The sequence below is a fragment of the uncultured Stenotrophomonas sp. genome, assembly GCF_963519125.1.
Classification (GTDB): Bacteria; Pseudomonadota; Gammaproteobacteria; order Xanthomonadales; family Xanthomonadaceae; genus Stenotrophomonas.
Genome location: NZ_CAUQLJ010000038.1, coordinates 1 through 15,371 on the forward strand (window position 1 = coordinate 1; position 15,371 = coordinate 15,371).

Consider the following 15,371-nt stretch of genomic DNA (forward strand, 5'->3'; position numbering starts at 1 on the left):
CGGACCTGACCACCTTCGGCAAGATCATCGGCGGCGGCATGCCGGTGGGCGCCTATGGCGGCCGCCGTGAGCTGATGTCGCAGATCGCCCCAGCCGGTCCGATCTACCAGGCCGGCACGCTGAGCGGCAACCCGGTGGCGATGGCCGCAGGCCTTGCGATGCTGGAACTGGTGCAGGAACCCGGCTTCCACGACCGGCTTTCCGCTGCCAGCGCGCGGCTGTGTGCCGGGCTGGAAGCGGCCGCGGCCGACGCGGGCGTGGCGGTGACCACCAACCAGGTGGGCGCGATGTTCGGGCTGTTCTTTACCGACCAGAAGGTGGAAACCTACGCGCAGGCCACCGCGTGCGACACCGCGGCGTTCAACCGGTTCTTCCACGCGATGCTGGAACGCGGTGTGTTCCTGGCGCCCTCGGCGTACGAGGCGGGGTTCCTGTCGAGCGCGCATGATGACGCGATCATCGATGCCACGTTGGACGCGGCACGTGAGGCGTTCAAGGTGGTAAAGGCGGGTTGATCGCCAACCGGTCGTTTGGTTTTCGGTTCAACCGAAAACCAGGCGGCCTTTCATCATCGCGAAGTGCCCGGGGAACGAGCAGAAGAAGGTGTAATCCCCGCCCTTGCGCAATGCGGCGGTGGCGAAGGTCACGCTGGTGGTTTGTCCACCGCCGATCACGGCGGTGTGCGCCAGCACGCGCGGGTCCTTCTTCGGCAGGTAGCTGTCGGCCAGGCTCATGCGCATCCCCGCCATCGCCACTGGCTGGTAGTCGGCGGTGCGGGTCAGGACCCAGTTGTGCCCCATCGCCGTGGCGGCCAGTTTGCCGGTGTGGCGCAGGGTCAGCTTCACCTGGGTGCAGTCGCCGGCCACCTTGATCTCCTTCTGGCTGAAGCTCATCTGGTCGGTACTGTCCAGGCTGACCGCGCAGATGCGCGCCTGCGCGGCAGGAGCCAGGGCGAGGCCAGCGAGCAACACGGGAACAAGCAGTTTCACGGCGATCTCCATCATCGGACACTGCAATTCTAGGCAGGCGCGCGGTGACCGTGGTGCGACGCGATGTCGCAGCGATGGCGTCCAATGCGGTAACGTCAGCCGCTACTGCACCGACAACGGACACCATGCGCGTCGCCCTGGAGTGCCTGCTGCTGGATTTCGATGGCGTGCTGGTCAACTACGCGCGGCACCTGCGTGTGCGCCACCTGGCCGAAGCGTGTGGGCGTGCACCTGCAGAGATGCAGGCCGCGTTGTTCGACAGTGGATTGGAACGGCGCCATGACGAGGGCATGGACAGCACGGCATACCTTCAGGAACTGGGCGCAGCGCTGGGCACGCGGATCAGCCTCGCCGATTGGCAGGCCGCACGCATCGCCGCCTCACCGCCACAGACAGGGGTGATCGAGCGCGTGCAGCGCATCGCATGCACGCTGCCAATCGCGATCCTCACCAACAACGGCGCGCTGATGGCGAAGACGATTCCGCAGATCCTGCCGAGCCTTACCCCGTCGCTCGAAGGCCGCATCCTGTGCAGCGGCGAACTGGGCGGGCGAAAGCCCGACCCGGCCGTGTTCCTTCAAGCGGTGGAGCGGCTCAACGCACGCCCCAGCCACACGCTGTTCGTCGACGATCTGTTCGTCAACGTGCGCGGTGCGCGCCAGGCCGGCCTGCATGCCGACACCGCCCACGACAGCCGCAGCTTCGGCAAGCTGATGCACCGATTCGGCATCGACACCTGACGAACGCTGCGCCGCAGCGCCGGGCGCTGCCCGGCCGCTCTTCCTCACCGCGACGCGATATACGACTGCACAGCAGCCCGCAGCCGCTTCAAACCCTCGGCGATTTCTTCATCGGTGATGTTCAACGCCGGCACGAAGCGCAGCACGTCCGGCCCGGCCTGCAACGTCAGCAGCCCCTGCTCGGCCGCATGGTCCAGGATCGCGCCGGCCTGGCCGGCGAAGTCCTTGTCCAGCACCGCGCCCAGCATCAGGCCGCGACCGCGCACCTGGCCGAACACCTTGAACTCGTCGTTGATCTTCCCCAGCCCATCACGCAGCGCCTGCGACTGGCGGCTCACGTTGCGCGCGATCTCGGCCGAGGAGAGCTTGCGCAGCGCCACCCGGGCCACCGCAGCCGCCAACGGGTTGCCGCCGAAGGTGGTGCCGTGCGCGCCGAACTGCATTACTTCGGCCACCTTCGGCCCGGCCAGCATCGCGCCGATCGGGAAACCACCGCCCAGCGCCTTGGCCAGGGTCACGATGTCGGGCTTTACCTCGTCCTGCCAGTGCGCGAACAGGGTGCCGGTGCGGCCCATGCCCACCTGGATCTCGTCCAGCACCATCAGCGCGTTGTGCTGGTCGCAAAGTTCGCGGATGCGCTTCATGAAGCCCGGCTTGGCCGGCATCACCCCGCCCTCGCCCTGGATCGGCTCCAGCATCACCGCGGCGACGTCGCCTGCGGCCATGGCCGTTTCCAGCTGCACTTCGTCGTTGAAGTCGACGTAGCGGAAGCCACCGGGCAGCGGCTCATAGCCTTCCTGGTACTTGGGCTGCGCGGTGGCGGTCACCGCCGCCAGGGTGCGGCCATGGAAGCTGCCGCGGAAGGTCACGATCACCCGCTGGTGGGCCGGGCGGCCCTGCGAGGACGCCCACTTGCGCACCAGCTTGATCGCCACTTCATTGGCTTCGGCGCCGGAATTGCACAGGAACACGCGCTCGGCGAAGCGCGAGGCGGTCACCAGTTCCTCGGCCAGGCGCAGCGGCGGTTCGCTGTAGAACACGTTGCTGGTGTGCCACAGCTTGCCGGCCTGTTCGATCAGCGCGGCCTTCAGGTCCGGGTCGTTGTGCCCCAGCCCGCAGACCGCGATGCCCGCGGCCAGGTCGATGAACTCACGGCCCTGGGTGTCCCAGACGCGGGCGCCCTGGCCGCGCTCAAGCACCACCTGGCGCGGCTTGTAGACCGGCAGGTAGTAATGCGACAGGGACAGGAGCGGATCGGGGGCAGCGGCGGTCATGGCGGTCAGGGGTCCGGGAAAGCGTCCATTCTCCCCCTCCACCGGCTGGGGCACAATGCGGCCCATGCACCCCTTCCGCGCCCCCCAGCTCAATCCCGCGACCGAGACCGGCTGGCGCCGGACCTGGTTCGACATCATCTACCGGCACGACACCCGGCCCTCGCGCAACTTCGACCTGCTGCTGGTCTACGCGATCATCGCCAGCGTGCTGGTGGTGATGTTCGACAGCGTGCAGCGCTTCCATATCGAACATGCCAGCTGGCTGTACGTGGTCGAATGGGGCTTCACCCTGCTGTTCACCGCCGAGTACCTGCTGCGCCTGGTGGTGGTGAAACGACCGCTGCGCTACGCCTTCAGCATCTGGGGGATCATCGACCTGGCCTCGATCCTGCCTACCTACCTGTCGCTGTTCATTCCCGGTGCGCAGAGCCTGCTGGTGGTGCGCGCGCTTCGCATCCTGCGCGTGTTCCGCATCCTCAAGCTGACCCGCTACATCGAAGAAAGCGGCGTGCTGATGGAGTCGCTGTGGCGCAGCCGGCGCAAGATCCTGCTGTTCCTGTTCACGGTGGTCACCATCACCATCATTGCCGGCACCTTGATGTACGTGATCGAGGGGCCGAACCATGGCTTCACCAGCATTCCCAGCGCGATGTACTGGGCGGTGGTGACGATGGCCACGGTGGGGTTCGGCGACATCGTGCCGGCGACGGTGCTGGGACGGTTCGTGACCTCGGTGTTGATCCTGATCGGTTACAGCATCATCGCGGTGCCGACCGGCATCTATACCGCCGAGCTGGCCAATACGATGCGGGACGCAGAGCGCGCCGCCAAGCGCGACGCACGCGGGTGCCCCTCATGTGGGTTGGAAGGGCATGAGGCGGAGGCGAAGCATTGCCGGCAGTGCGGGCATGCGCTCCCGGAGACGTTCAATCAGGGGTAGAGCCACGCCCTGCGTGGCTCCTGCGGCCCATCAATCCAGGAACAAATCGGGCAACAGCGGCCGTGACGGGTCCACCGCGTACCCGCTCAGATCGGTAATCCCGGCCTCCGCGAGCACCTCGTCATCCAACAGGAACTTCCCGCTGAATCCCGCCGCCTCGCGCGTCAGCACCGCATGCGCGGCGTCGGCCAGGATCTCCGGCGTGCGACACCCGCCCACGTCGACGCCGGGAATCATGTTGATTGCGTCAGTGGCAATCACGGTGCGCGGCCACAGCGCATTCACCGCCACGCCCTGCGGCCCGAACTCCGCCGCCAGGCCCAGGGTGACGAAGCTCATGCCCATCTTGGCCAGGGTGTAACCGGTATGCGGCGCCCACCACTTCGGATCCAGGCTGGGCGGCGGTGCCAGGGTCAGGATGTGCGGGTTCGGCGCCTGCAGCAGGTGTGGCAGGCAGGCCTGCGCGCACAGGAAGCTGCCGCGTGAATTGACCTGCTGCATCAGGTCGAAGCGCTTCATCGGCGTATCCAGCGTGCCGCGCAGCCAGATCGCGCTGGCGTTGTTGACCAGGATGTCGATGCCGCCAAACGTATCGACGGTGGCCGCCACGGCCGCGCGCACCTGGTCTTCCTCACGGATGTCGCACTTCAGTGCCAGTCCCTGGCCGCCAGTTGCGGTAACCGCTTCGGCCGCACTGTGGATGGTGCCCGGCAGCTTCGGGTTGGGCACCGCCGACTTCGCCGCGATCGCTACGTTGGCGCCGTCGCGGGCCGCGCGCAGCGCAATGGCCAGGCCAATGCCGCGCGAGGCACCGGTGATGAACAGGGTTTTCCCTTGCAGACTGGCCACGTCGATCACTCCTGCGAATTCATGATTCGCCCAGTATGCCGCGCCCACGCACAATTAACCGCCTCTTGACGATAGTGACAGCCTGGTTACCGCTGCGAGGTCCCTGCCATGCACCGTTCCCTGTGTCTGCTGCCCGTTCTGGGCCTGCTCGTTGTCACCACTGCCTGCCAACGCAGCCCCTCTGAAACGGCCGAGGCGCCAACCCCTGCTGCCGCAGCGACCGCCCCGTCGGCGGCCGCCAACGCCAACCTGCGCTGGAGCAATGCGGTGGTCTGGAGCGGCGACCTCAACACCTGCCGCCAAGGCGAAGCGGCCGCCACCCGCGAATGCCTGATCGCCGCGATGCGCAGTGCCGGCGCGAATGCAGACGCCATCGCTGCCGCCGAGCAACTGTCCAGCGGCGGCGAACTCGCCTACGCCAGCGCCTGGCACGACCAGGACGGCATCGGCGTCGCCACCGTCACCTACCCGTTCCGCGCCAACACCAACGAAGGCACCCGGCTGATCGATGCCAGCGGCAAGCGTATCGACGTGGACAACGTGCAACTCGACGACACCCTGCGCGCAGACCCCGGCATACAGGCGCTGTTGGCCACCGACCCGCAGGCCATGCCGTTCGCACCGGCGCAGGCGGCGGCCAGCACACCTCTGGACGGCGGCGGCGTGCGCCTGCTGTACCGCACGCCGCTACGCGAGTGCCACGCCTGTGCCGATGTCGGCACGGTACAGATCGGCTATGACTTCGATGCGCAGCGCAATTTCATCGGGCAGCAGGTCGTGCCTGCGACGCCGTAGCCACGCTCAGAACCCAAACAGCGAATCGAGGAATTCCTTCCACCATCGCAGGGCCCTGCCACGTGCGTCGCGCCCCGCGATGGCGAAGGCGGTCGCCACCAGGGCGCCAACCAACAGCACCGCCGTGACGATCAGCGACAGGATGAAGATCACGGCTTCGGCCCCTGCCCCTCATTGTCTTCCCAGTGCAGGATCTTCCGGGTCACGAACCGGTATACCGGCTTGCCGGTGCGGAACCAGAGGTCGCGTACCCAGGAGTGGCGCTTGAGCACGCGCTTTTCCACCGGGGTCAGCGACTCGCGGCAGTACATGCGCTTGTGCTTGAGCAGGTGGCGCAGGTCTTCGCGGGCCAGCAGGCGCATCCAGCGCGAGCGCGGGTTGCCTATCACCGCGAGCTGGAAGTCGATCAGCGCCGGGCTGCCGTCGTCGCGCACCAGCCAGTTGGCTTCCTTGGCCAGGTCGTTGTGGGCGATGCCGTGGCGGTGGACCTTCTGCAGCAGGCGGCGCGCGGCGCGGAAATAGGCGATGTCGCCGCGCGGCGGGCGCTGGTACATGGCGTCGCCGGCCATGAAGCTGCGGTCCAGCCAACGCCCGTTCCAGGCCAGCAGCGCCGGGGTGTCCTGCATGCCATCCAGGTGCGCCAGCGCGCGTGCCTCGCGCCGGGCCAGCCACCAGGCCGGCAGGCGCAACCACCACGGGGTGGCGCCCAGGTCACGGCGGACGAAACGCCGGCCGTCCTGTTCCATCAACAGGATGCGGCCGAAGCTGTCGGCCTTCAGTGCGCGTGAAGCAGGTGGGAGCGGACGGTTCATGCCGGCCATTCTAGGCGGCAGATCGCGTTCTTTGCCGACAGATGACGCACATTGGCCGGCGCTGTCCGGCAGTCAGTCACGTTGCCGCCCCTATAATCCCGGCATGGACTCGTCATGGATCGATGCCACGCTCGCGTGGATATCAGCTCACCCGGTACTCGCCGGCGCGGTCATCTTCCTCATCGCCTTCTGCGATGCGGTGATCGTGCTGGGTGCAATCGTGCCTGCCCTGCCGCTGCTGTTTGCGGTGGGCGTTTTCATTGGCCTTGGCCAGATCTCCGGGCCGTACGCGGTGGCGTGCGCGGCGCTCGGCGCCTTCGCCGGCGACGGGATCAGCTACTGGATCGGCCGGCGCTGGGGCGACCGGCTGCGCGGGGTGTGGCCGTTCAGCCGCTACCCGCAGCTGCTCGACCGCGGCGAGACGATGTTCCGCCGCAATGCCTTCAAGAGCATCCTGGTGGCCCGCTACGTGGGCGCGATCCGCCCGTTCGTGCCGGCCATTGCCGGGATGATGAACATGCCGGCGATGCGTTACGTGCAGGCCAGCGGCATCGCCAGCATTTCCTGGGCGGTGCTGTTCCTGGCCCCCGGCTGGGTGCTGGGCGAAGCCTACGACGCAGTGGCGGCGGTGGCCGGGCGACTGGTGATGGTGCTGGCGCTGGTCGGCGTGGTGATGGGCGTGGTCTGGGCGATCGTGCTGTACGGCTACCGCTGGTCGGCCGCGCGCATGGACAGCTGGCTGGCCAGCCTGCTGCAGTGGTCGCAGCGCCACCCCACGCTGGGTCGTTATTCGGTCTCCGTGTTCGACCCCCAGCGGCGCGAGTCGGTGCCGCTGGCGATGCTGGCGTTGATGCTGCTGTTGCTGGGCTGGGGCTGGTTCGCGCTGCTGATGGCGGTGGTCGCGCATGGCGAACCGCTCAGCCTGGACCTGGCCGTACACCAGGCGATGCTGGCGCTGCGCAACCCGCTGGCCGACTACCCGATGGCCGCGCTGGCCTCGCTCGGCGCCTGGCAGGTGCTGCTGCCGCCGACCCTGGTGACCATGGGGTACCTGATCTGGCGCCGGCGCTGGATGGCCGCCGCGCACTGGCTGGCCGCACTGGCCTTCGGCCTGGCCCTGACCCGGTTGCTGGGCGCCACGGTGGACGTGGTACGGCCGCCGGACGCGAGCAGCGGCTTCGGCTTCCCGTCGGTGTCGGTGACCATGGCCACCATCACCTTCGGCTTCTTCGCGGTGCTGATCGCCCGCGAGATGCCCGGCCGCACCCGCGTCTGGCCGTACCTGGTGTCGGGCATCGTGGTCAGCCTGATCGGCTTCTCGCGCCTGTACCTGGGTGCGCATTGGCTGAGCGACGTGATCGGCGGCATGCTGTTCGGCACGTTCTGGCTGCTGGTGCTGGGCATAGCCTACCGCCGCCGGTTCAACCGCTCGTTCTGGGTCAAGCCGGTGTCGTGGCTGTTCTACGGCACCTTCGCGGTGGCCGCGCTGTGGTATGCGCCGCGCAACATCGAGTTGAAGCTGCAGCGCTTCGAACCGGCCCAGCCCGCACCGGCGAAGCTGGTGGCGCAGGCGTGGTGGGGCGGCCAATGGCGCAGCCTGCCATCGCGCCGCAATGAGTTCGACGACGACCAGCGCTGGCCACTGGACGTGCAGGTCGCCGGACCGCTGGCGCCGCTGCGCGAGCGGCTGGAAAGCCAGGGCTGGCGCGTGCAGCCGCAGGCCGGTTGGGAGCAGGCGCTGCTGATGCTGGACAAGTCCGCCACCCAGGACGAAGTGCCGGTGCTGCCGGCCACGCTGGACACCCAGGTCGAATCGTTGCTGATGCTGCGTCCGGGCAATGCGCCAAATGAGATCTTCGCGCTGCGCCTGTGGCCGGCGCCGGCCCAGCTGCAGCCGGGCGACCAGCCATTGTGGCTCGGCAGCGCGCAGACCCTGCACTACCAGCAGCATTTCAAGCTGATCGGGATGTGGCGGCCGATGCGCGGCATCGACCCGTCGCTGACGGCGGTGCGCGAAGCGCTGGAAGGGCTGCCGCAGGACGTGGGCAACCACCCGGACACGGGCATGCCGGTGCTGCGGGTAAAAACCTATTGAAGGAATCACGACCAGCGGTCGTGATCTTCCATTACCAGTTTTCGTCGATGACGGTGGTGTTGGCCGGCATCCAGCGCAGCAGCGCCTCCAGGCGCTGGTGCGGGTCGTCCATCTGCAACAGCTGCAGGCGCTGGGCTTCTTCCAGCGGCATCAGTTCGGCCAGCCGCCAGCCGACCCAGGCAGACTGGTCGAGCAGGGCCGGATGGCTCGGTTCGTAGGCGCTACCGGCCTGTTCGATGATGTGCGCCAGTACGGTGGAGAGCAGCGCGTGTTCGGGACGCAGTTCGTCGTCCGGGTCGGGCGCGCTCCATTCGACCTCGGCCACGATCAGGCCGTTGTCGCGGATGCGCGGTGGGCGCGCGTGGAAACGCCGATGGCCGCGCAGGCGCAGCACCAGCACGCCGTCGGCGCCCATGTCGAAGTCTTCGATGCGTGCTTCCACGCCATGCGCGGCCGGGGTGGCCGGGGCGCCGACCTCCTCGCCTTCCAGGATCAGGCAGATCCCGAACGGGGTGCCGTTGCGGCTGCATTCGCGCAGCATGTCCAGGTAGCGACGCTCGAACACGCGCAGGCCCAGTGCGGCGCCAGGCAACAGTACCGAGTGCAGGGGAAACAGCGGCAGCGTGGCGGTATCGGTCATTGCAGCACGCTCACCGTGCCTGCAACTGGGCCAGGAAGCGGCGCGGCGCGCCGTCGAAGCCGCCGTTGGACATGAACACCACGTGGTCGCCGGGCTGCACGACGCCGCCCAACCGGGCCAGCAGGGCGTCGGTGTCGGGCACGGCATGCGCCTGGCCGCGCACCGCCGCGATCACGCTGGCGGCGTCCCAGGCCAGTTCGGGGCGGTGCAGGAACACCACCGCGTCAGCCAGCGCCAGCGACGGCGCCAGGGCGTCGGCATGCGCGCCCAGCCGCATCGAATTGCTGCGCGGCTCCATCGCGACCACGATGCGGTGCGCGCCGACCTTGGCGCGCAACCCTTCCAGCGTGGTATGGATTGCGGTGGGGTGATGGGCGAAATCGTCGTAGACGGTAATGCCACCCGCTTCGCCGATCACTTCCATGCGCCGCTTGACGCTGCGGAAGTTCGCCAGCGCCGGGATCACCGTGGCCGGTTCGACGCCCACCGCATGCGCGGCGGCCAGCGCGGCCAGGCCGTTCAGCACGTTGTGCCGGCCGAGCAGCGACCAGCGTACTTCGCCCAGCGCCACGCCACGGTGGTGCACGATGAAGGCACTGCCATCGGCGTTGCCCAGCTCGGCATGCCATTCCAGGGCGGGGTCGAAGCCGAAACGTTCCACCGGGGTCCAGCAGCCCATGGCCAGCACTTCGGCAAGATAGGCATCCTCGCCGTTGACGATCAGCCGTCCGCGCGCGGGTACGGTGCGCACCAGGTGGTGGAACTGGCGCTGGATCGCGGCAACGTCCGGGAAGATATCGGCGTGGTCGTACTCAAGGTTGTTGAGGATTGCTACCAGCGGACGGTAGTGCACGAATTTGCTGCGCTTGTCGAAGAACGCGGTGTCGTACTCATCGGCCTCGACCACGAATTCGCGGCCCTGCCCGACCCGCGCGGAAACGCCGAAGTCTTCGGCCACGCCGCCGATCAGGAAGCCGGGCTCACGGCCGGCGGCCTGCAGCAGCCAGGTCAGGATGGTGGTGGTGGTGGTCTTGCCGTGGGTACCTGCGACGGCCAGGGTGTCACGGCCCGGCAGCACCTGTTCGGACAGCCATTGCGCACCGGAAATGTAGCGCTGGCCGGCATCGAGGACGGCTTCGACAGCGGGATTGCCGCGCGACAGCGCATTGCCGACCACGACCTCGTCGCAGTCGCTGGCGACGCTGTCGCTGCGATAGCCCGGATCGAGGGCAATGCCCAACTGCTCAAGCTGGGTGGACATCGGCGGATAGATCGCCTGGTCGCTGCCACGGACCGTATGGCCCAGTTCCCGCGCCAGCGCGGCCACGCCGCCCATGAAGGTGCCGGCAATACCAAGAATGTGGATCGTGCTCATGCTCCGATTGTCGCCTATCCCCCGCCACGTTGGGGAGACCGTCCAACCGCAATGCATCTGGGGGATAGCCCCCTGAGTCAGGGGGCGGCCGCGCAGCGGCCGGGGTCTGGAGGCTGATGAAGGGGCCCACTGTTTGCGCAGCAAACTGTGGGACGACAGCACGCATGCGTTTGCGTGCTGTAGGGAAATTCCCGATACCTCTGTACTGTGAATACGGACACAATTGCCCGCGCCAGCCGCAGTACTCCCGATGGTCCTACTCCCCAAGAGGCCATCCAACGGGGGGCTCATATTGTGGGGCTCTGAGCAGGCCCGATCGCTGGCGCTCTACACCGCACGCCCGGTTCCGATAGGACCGGGCGTGCGCGTGTAGGTTGTTCAGCCCTTGATGGCAGCGTGGATGCGGGATTCCACTTCTTCCAGCTCGCCCACGCCATCCACGCGCGCCAACGTGCCGCGACCCGCATAGAAGTCCACCACCGGCGCGGTCTGGTCGGTGTACACCTTCAGGCGCTGACGCACCGATTCGGGATTGTCGTCGGCACGGCCCTGCTCGGCCGCACGGCCGGCAATGCGCTGCACCAGGCGTTCGCTGTCCACATCCAGCTGCACCACCGCGTCCAGCGGCTGGCCGATCTTGGCCAGCAGGACGTCCAGTGCGTTGGCCTGGGCCACGTTGCGCGGGTAACCGTCCAAGATGAAGCCCTTGGCCACGTCCGGCTGGCCCAGGCGCGATTCGAGCATGCCCAGCAGGATGTCATCGGACACCAGGTTGCCGGCGTCCATCACGGCCTTGGCCTGCTTGCCCAGCTCGGTGCCGGCGGCCACTTCCGCGCGCAGCAGGTCGCCAGTGGAAATGTGGGCAATGCCCAGGTGTTCCTTCAGGCGCGTCGCCTGTGTCCCCTTGCCCGAACCGGGCGGTCCCAACAGAACCAATCGCATCAACCTGACTCCAACTTGGTAAAAAATGGAAGGGCGCGCGCCCCGGGATTGTCCACAATCACGCTGCACCGCAATACGCGCACTTTACCTCATACCGGTAATGTCCCTGCAATGTCCTTCCCCCCGACAAAGGTCCCATCATGTCCAAAGGTACCCTGCTGTACGCCCAGTCAGGCGGCGTCACCGCCGTCATCAATGCCACCGCTTCGGCCGTGATCAGCACCGCCAGGGCCAAGGGAATCAAGGTCTTGGCCGCGCGCAACGGCATCCTGGGTGCGCTGCGCGAGGAGCTGATCGACACCTCGAAGGAGTCGGCGGCGGCCATTGCGGCGCTGGCCCACACTCCGGGCGGGGCATTCGGCTCGTGCCGTTACAAGCTCAAGTCGCTGGACGCCGACCGCGCCCGCTACGAGCGACTGCTGGCGGTGCTGCAGGCCCATGATGTGCGCTGGTTCCTCTACAACGGCGGCAACGATTCGGCCGATACGGCCTGGAAGGTGTCGCAGCTGGCCAAGGCGTTCGATTACGACCTGACCTGCATCGGCGTGCCCAAGACCATCGACAACGACCTGGCGGTGACCGACACCTGCCCCGGGTTCGGATCTGCGGCCAAGTACACGGCGGTGTCGGTGCGCGAAGCGGCCTTGGACGTGGCGGCGATGGCCGAAACCTCGACCAAGGTGTTCGTGTACGAGGCCATGGGCCGGCATGCCGGCTGGCTGGCTGCTGCCGCCGGCCTGGCCGGCAACGGCCCCGATGAGGCGCCGCACATCATCCTGCTGCCCGAGCGCGCCTATGACGAGGCCGCGTTCCTGGCCAAGGTCAAGCAGGTGGTCGAACGGGTGGGCCACTGCGTGGTGGTGGCGTCGGAAGGCATCCAGACCGCCGACGGCCGTTTCGTGGCCGACGCCGGCGGCGGCAAGGACTCGTTCGGACACACCCAGCTCGGCGGCGTGGCCTCGCAGCTGGCCGGGCGGGTCAAGGACGCGCTGGGCTACAAGGTGCACTGGACCCTGCCCGACTACCTGCAGCGCTCGGCGCGGCATATCGCCTCGAAGACCGACTGGGAGCAGGCGCAGGCAGTGGGCAAGGCCGCGGTGCAGTACGCACTGAAGGGCCAGAACGCAGTGATGCCGGTGATCGTGCGCAGCAGCGACGCGCCGTACCGCTGGAAGATCGAGCCGGCCCCCCTGCACAAGGTGGCCAACCACGAGAAGAAGATGCCGGCCGGTTTCATCCGCCGGGATGGCTTCGGGATCACAGACAAGGCCAGGGCCTACCTGTCGCCGCTGATCAAAGGCGAGGCACCCCTCCCCTACGGCGCCGACGGTTTGCCGAAGTACGTGACGCTGAAGAACGCGGCGGTGAAAAAGAAACTGCCCGCCTTCGAGGCGTGAAGCCGTTTGCGACACCCTCCACCGCCCCCTACAATCCCCCAACGCCGGCAGGACACGTCGGCGTTCGCAACCGCGACCCACCCTCCGCGCCCTGCGGACGATGACAAGGACAGTACCCGACATGAAGTGCACACCCCTGTTTGCCGTGCTGCTGCTTGCCGCAGCGGCCCCGGCGTTTGCCGATTCCTGTGAAAGCTCGTTCCTGAAGAAGGGCAACCCGCTGAAGGGCACCAACTTCACCGCTTCGGTCAGCCACCCCGGCCTGACCGTGCCGAACGCCATCGGCCAGATGCGCGTGATCGCAAAGAACGCCAACATGGACGTGATCAGCGAAGACGCCGAGAACGGCGCGATGCTGATCGAAGAGCCGCAGACCGGCATGCACAAGAACCTGCCGCTGATCGTCAGTGCGACCAGCGAGGGCGGTACCGGCACCGTCGGCCTGTTGTTGAAGGTCAACCCCGGCGCCTTCGCCAGCGCCGATGGCATCAAGAAGGCGATGTGCGACCTGCTGACCCAGGTCAAGCCTGGCAAGGCCGGTGAGCAGCTGGCTGCTGCAACCCCGAAGGCGTCGGTGGTGAACACCACGGCCCGTGAATTCGGTTCGCGCCTGCGCTCGCAGCACAAGGACAACCCGGGCGCGATGGAAGCGCGTTACCAGGGCAAGGAATACGCAATCACCGGTCGCGTGATCACCGTGTTCAAGGACGGCAACGGCTACAACACCGGGTTCGATGTCGGTGGCAATCCCAGCGGTGGCATCGATTTCGACAGCGTCGCCATCTCCTGCCGCTTCGCGCCGAGCCAGACCGCGTATGCGATGGCGCTGCGTCCGAAGGAAAACGTCACGCTCAAGGGTGTGGTCGATCATTACGATCAGAACAACCGCGTGATGTGGTTGCGTGACTGCAAGGGCAACTAAGCCCGCGCTTCCCGCCGTAGCGATACCCGAAACCCGGACGGCCCTGCTGTCCGGGTTTTTTTTTGGGTCATGAACCCTGACGCATGTCTTCGGTTGGGCGTACACCCGGATGCATGATCGCCGGCGCCAGCATCATGGGCTCCGGACGCTTGAACCGCGCTGCGCGCGGTGTCCGGCCAACGGCCGGACCTACGAATCCTCCCGAACGGAAGTGGATCCGGATACGGTGGCACCAGAATCCAGCATTACCGGCAGGCGTTGCCTTCCATCGTCATCTGCGCCGCAAACATCGGGATCTGCGGGATTTTTCCGGCCGCAGCCTGTTTCTTGGCGTCTTCCAGGTAGATCCGCGACTGGCCCTGGCCGTCGAGCTCGGTCTTCTGGGTCACCGGCAGGCGCCAGACGCGCACGACCGCCTGCTGGGCCGGGCACGACGCGCTCGGTACGCGGATCACGTCGTTGAGCTTCCAGCCTTTGGCTTCGCTGGGCTGCGCCTTGGTGTAGTCGACGAAGCGGGCGCGGGGCTGGCACTGCTCGCTGGTGCGGACCACGGCGAACTTGTAGGGCTGGGCGGCGTCGCCGGTGAAAGTGCCTTCGAGGCGGGCACAGGCTTCGGGGATCTGGCGCAGGGTATGGACGGCGTTGATGGCCTGCGGGGCGCCGGTGGGGCGTTGGAGTTCGGGGGTTTCTGCGGCGGTGGCTGCGAAGGTGGGGAGCAGCGTCAACAGGAGGAGGTGGCGTGGGGACATGGGGCGGCGCCTTGGGGGAATGCAGTCAAGATGGCGCGCGGCGGATGAATGTTGCGCCAAGGGCCGGGCCGGGCAGAGCCCGGCTCTACGGGTTGCGTTTGGGGCGTGGCGCGTTGGTGTGGTCGCTCTGGGCGTTTTCCCTGCATAATCGGGAAGCACCAGGATTGCTGAACAAAAGCCACACGCTTGATGACCGGGGACGGTCTGAACGGGTTGGTCCATCGTTGCAGCCCGTTGTGCCCCGCGTGGTGAGGTTCGTCCGTCGACTGGATGCCATCCATCACCCGGGAGGGGACATGCTGGAACGTTATGGGCTTTCACTTGCGCTGTTCTGCGCCATCCTTGCGATTCTCTACGGCATCGTGTCGGCACGCTGGATCCTCCGGCAACCGGCCGGCAATGCCCGCATGCAGGAAATCGCCGCCGCCATCCAGGAAGGCGCGCGCGCCTACCTCAACCGCCAATACCTGACCATCGGCATCGCCGGCATCGTGTTGTTCGTGCTGGTCGGGATCTTCCTCAGCTGGTACACCGCGATCGGCTTCGCGATCGGTGCGGTGCTGTCCGGTGCGGCCGGCTACATCGGCATGAACGTGTCGGTACGCGCCAACGTGCGTACCGCCGAAGCGGCCCGCAATGGGCTGAGCCCGGCCATGGACGTGGCGTTCCGTGGCGGTGCGATCACCGGGATGCTGGTGGTCGGGCTGGGCCTGCTGGGCGTGGCCGGTTACTACGCGCTGCTGCTGCGGCTGGGGCTGGACACCGGCGCGGCGCTGCATGCGCTGGTCGGGCTGGCGTTCGGTTCGTCGCTGATCTCGATCTTCGCGCGGCTGGGCGGCGGTATCTTCACCA

At 67.3% G+C, this 15,371-nt stretch carries 17 protein-coding genes; 8 read left to right on the forward strand and 9 right to left on the reverse strand.

Annotated elements, in window-relative coordinates; translation table 11 throughout:
- A partial coding sequence (locus tag RYM47_RS18825; RefSeq protein WP_315389971.1) for an aminotransferase class III-fold pyridoxal phosphate-dependent enzyme occupies window positions 1-515 on the forward strand: 515 nt, incomplete at its 5' end.
- A 27-nt stretch (window positions 516-542) separates the two neighbouring features.
- Here RYM47_RS18825 and azu read toward each other — a convergent pair.
- Window positions 543-1,001: an azurin gene (gene azu, locus RYM47_RS18830; protein ID WP_315390000.1), complete on the reverse strand. Its 459-nt coding sequence runs from the start codon at window positions 999-1,001 to the stop codon at window positions 543-545.
- Between the two features lie 113 nt (window positions 1,002-1,114).
- Between azu and RYM47_RS18835 the strand changes: the two genes are divergently transcribed.
- Window positions 1,115-1,729: an HAD-IA family hydrolase gene (locus RYM47_RS18835; RefSeq protein ID WP_315389972.1), complete on the forward strand. Its 615-nt coding sequence runs from the start codon at window positions 1,115-1,117 to the stop codon at window positions 1,727-1,729.
- Window positions 1,730-1,773: 44 nt separating this feature from the next.
- Here the strand turns inward: RYM47_RS18835 and RYM47_RS18840 are convergent, their stop codons facing one another.
- On the reverse strand, window positions 1,774-3,003 hold the full coding sequence (locus RYM47_RS18840) for an acetylornithine transaminase (RefSeq protein WP_315389974.1): 1,230 nt from the start codon (window positions 3,001-3,003) through the stop codon (window positions 1,774-1,776).
- A 64-nt stretch (window positions 3,004-3,067) separates the two neighbouring features.
- Here RYM47_RS18840 and RYM47_RS18845 point away from each other — a divergent pair, with 64 nt between their 5' ends.
- Window positions 3,068-3,943, forward strand: coding sequence for an ion transporter (locus RYM47_RS18845; protein ID WP_315389975.1), 876 nt, complete (start codon window positions 3,068-3,070; stop codon window positions 3,941-3,943).
- A 30-nt stretch (window positions 3,944-3,973) separates the two neighbouring features.
- On the opposite strand, the gene RYM47_RS18850 is transcribed toward RYM47_RS18845, so the two are convergent.
- On the reverse strand, window positions 3,974-4,792 hold the full coding sequence (locus tag RYM47_RS18850) for an NAD(P)-dependent oxidoreductase (protein WP_315389978.1): 819 nt from the start codon (window positions 4,790-4,792) through the stop codon (window positions 3,974-3,976).
- Window positions 4,793-4,900: 108 nt separating this feature from the next.
- Here RYM47_RS18850 and RYM47_RS18855 point away from each other — a divergent pair, with 108 nt between their 5' ends.
- Complete coding sequence (locus RYM47_RS18855; RefSeq protein WP_315389980.1) at window positions 4,901-5,587, forward strand: hypothetical protein; 687 nt, start codon at window positions 4,901-4,903, stop codon at window positions 5,585-5,587.
- Between the two features lie 6 nt (window positions 5,588-5,593).
- On the opposite strand, the gene RYM47_RS18860 is transcribed toward RYM47_RS18855, so the two are convergent.
- Both RYM47_RS18860 and RYM47_RS18865 read right to left on the reverse strand, forming a co-directional pair.
- On the reverse strand, window positions 5,594-5,740 hold the full coding sequence (locus RYM47_RS18860; protein ID WP_315389982.1) for a hypothetical protein: 147 nt from the start codon (window positions 5,738-5,740) through the stop codon (window positions 5,594-5,596).
- Window positions 5,737-6,399 carry a phosphotransferase gene (locus RYM47_RS18865; protein WP_315389984.1) on the reverse strand — a complete coding sequence of 221 codons (663 nt, stop codon included), beginning with the start codon at window positions 6,397-6,399 and terminating at the stop codon, window positions 5,737-5,739. Before RYM47_RS18865 ends, RYM47_RS18860 begins: the two co-directional genes overlap by 4 nt.
- 103 nt (window positions 6,400-6,502) lie before the next feature.
- On the opposite strand from RYM47_RS18865, the gene RYM47_RS18870 reads away from it, so the two are divergent.
- Window positions 6,503-8,494 (forward strand): bifunctional DedA family/phosphatase PAP2 family protein, encoded by a 1,992-nt coding sequence (locus RYM47_RS18870; RefSeq protein WP_315389986.1) that lies wholly within the window; start codon window positions 6,503-6,505, stop codon window positions 8,492-8,494.
- Window positions 8,495-8,525: 31 nt separating this feature from the next.
- Here the strand turns inward: RYM47_RS18870 and RYM47_RS18875 are convergent, their stop codons facing one another.
- The 3 genes from RYM47_RS18875 to RYM47_RS18885 all read right to left on the reverse strand — a co-directional run bounded on the left by RYM47_RS18875 (window position 8,526) and on the right by RYM47_RS18885 (window position 11,451).
- On the reverse strand, window positions 8,526-9,134 hold the full coding sequence (locus tag RYM47_RS18875; RefSeq protein WP_315389988.1) for an LON peptidase substrate-binding domain-containing protein: 609 nt from the start codon (window positions 9,132-9,134) through the stop codon (window positions 8,526-8,528).
- A gap of 10 nt (window positions 9,135-9,144) precedes the next feature.
- Window positions 9,145-10,509: a UDP-N-acetylmuramate:L-alanyl-gamma-D-glutamyl-meso-diaminopimelate ligase gene (gene mpl, locus RYM47_RS18880; RefSeq protein WP_315389990.1), complete on the reverse strand. Its 1,365-nt coding sequence runs from the start codon at window positions 10,507-10,509 to the stop codon at window positions 9,145-9,147.
- A 378-nt stretch (window positions 10,510-10,887) separates the two neighbouring features.
- Window positions 10,888-11,451 (reverse strand): adenylate kinase, encoded by a 564-nt coding sequence (locus RYM47_RS18885; protein ID WP_315389992.1) that lies wholly within the window; start codon window positions 11,449-11,451, stop codon window positions 10,888-10,890.
- 140 nt (window positions 11,452-11,591) lie between these two features.
- Here RYM47_RS18885 and RYM47_RS18890 point away from each other — a divergent pair, with 140 nt between their 5' ends.
- Both RYM47_RS18890 and RYM47_RS18895 read left to right on the forward strand, forming a co-directional pair.
- Entirely contained in the window at window positions 11,592-12,848 is a 1,257-nt protein-coding gene (locus RYM47_RS18890; RefSeq protein WP_315389993.1) for a 6-phosphofructokinase, read from the forward strand.
- 121 nt (window positions 12,849-12,969) lie between these two features.
- Window positions 12,970-13,770: a hypothetical protein gene (locus RYM47_RS18895; protein WP_315389995.1), complete on the forward strand. Its 801-nt coding sequence runs from the start codon at window positions 12,970-12,972 to the stop codon at window positions 13,768-13,770.
- Window positions 13,771-14,015: 245 nt separating this feature from the next.
- Here RYM47_RS18895 and RYM47_RS18900 read toward each other — a convergent pair whose 3' ends face one another.
- Window positions 14,016-14,519, reverse strand: a complete 504-nt coding sequence (locus tag RYM47_RS18900; RefSeq protein ID WP_315389997.1) for a hypothetical protein — start codon at window positions 14,517-14,519, stop codon at window positions 14,016-14,018.
- A 296-nt stretch (window positions 14,520-14,815) separates the two neighbouring features.
- Between RYM47_RS18900 and RYM47_RS18905 the strand changes: the two genes are divergently transcribed.
- Window positions 14,816-15,371, forward strand: a 556-nt coding sequence (locus RYM47_RS18905; RefSeq protein WP_315389999.1) for a sodium/proton-translocating pyrophosphatase, incomplete at its 3' end; no start/stop codon positions are given.

Coding starts and splice junctions, on each gene's coding strand:
- RYM47_RS18900 (WP_315389997.1), bottom strand. CDS start 14,519: ATGTCCCCACGCCACCTCCTCCTGTTGACGCTGCTCCCCACCTTCGCA.
- RYM47_RS18840 (WP_315389974.1), bottom strand. CDS start 3,003: ATGACCGCCGCTGCCCCCGATCCGCTCCTGTCCCTGTCGCATTACTAC.
- RYM47_RS18835 (WP_315389972.1), top strand. CDS start 1,115: ATGCGCGTCGCCCTGGAGTGCCTGCTGCTGGATTTCGATGGCGTGCTG.
- RYM47_RS18865 (WP_315389984.1), bottom strand. CDS start 6,399: ATGAACCGTCCGCTCCCACCTGCTTCACGCGCACTGAAGGCCGACAGC.
- RYM47_RS18885 (WP_315389992.1), bottom strand. CDS start 11,451: ATGCGATTGGTTCTGTTGGGACCGCCCGGTTCGGGCAAGGGGACACAG.
- mpl (WP_315389990.1), bottom strand. CDS start 10,509: ATGAGCACGATCCACATTCTTGGTATTGCCGGCACCTTCATGGGCGGC.
- RYM47_RS18845 (WP_315389975.1), top strand. CDS start 3,068: ATGCACCCCTTCCGCGCCCCCCAGCTCAATCCCGCGACCGAGACCGGC.
- RYM47_RS18875 (WP_315389988.1), bottom strand. CDS start 9,134: ATGACCGATACCGCCACGCTGCCGCTGTTTCCCCTGCACTCGGTACTG.
- RYM47_RS18855 (WP_315389980.1), top strand. CDS start 4,901: ATGCACCGTTCCCTGTGTCTGCTGCCCGTTCTGGGCCTGCTCGTTGTC.
- RYM47_RS18895 (WP_315389995.1), top strand. CDS start 12,970: ATGAAGTGCACACCCCTGTTTGCCGTGCTGCTGCTTGCCGCAGCGGCC.
- RYM47_RS18890 (WP_315389993.1), top strand. CDS start 11,592: ATGTCCAAAGGTACCCTGCTGTACGCCCAGTCAGGCGGCGTCACCGCC.
- RYM47_RS18870 (WP_315389986.1), top strand. CDS start 6,503: ATGGACTCGTCATGGATCGATGCCACGCTCGCGTGGATATCAGCTCAC.
- azu (WP_315390000.1), bottom strand. CDS start 1,001: ATGGAGATCGCCGTGAAACTGCTTGTTCCCGTGTTGCTCGCTGGCCTC.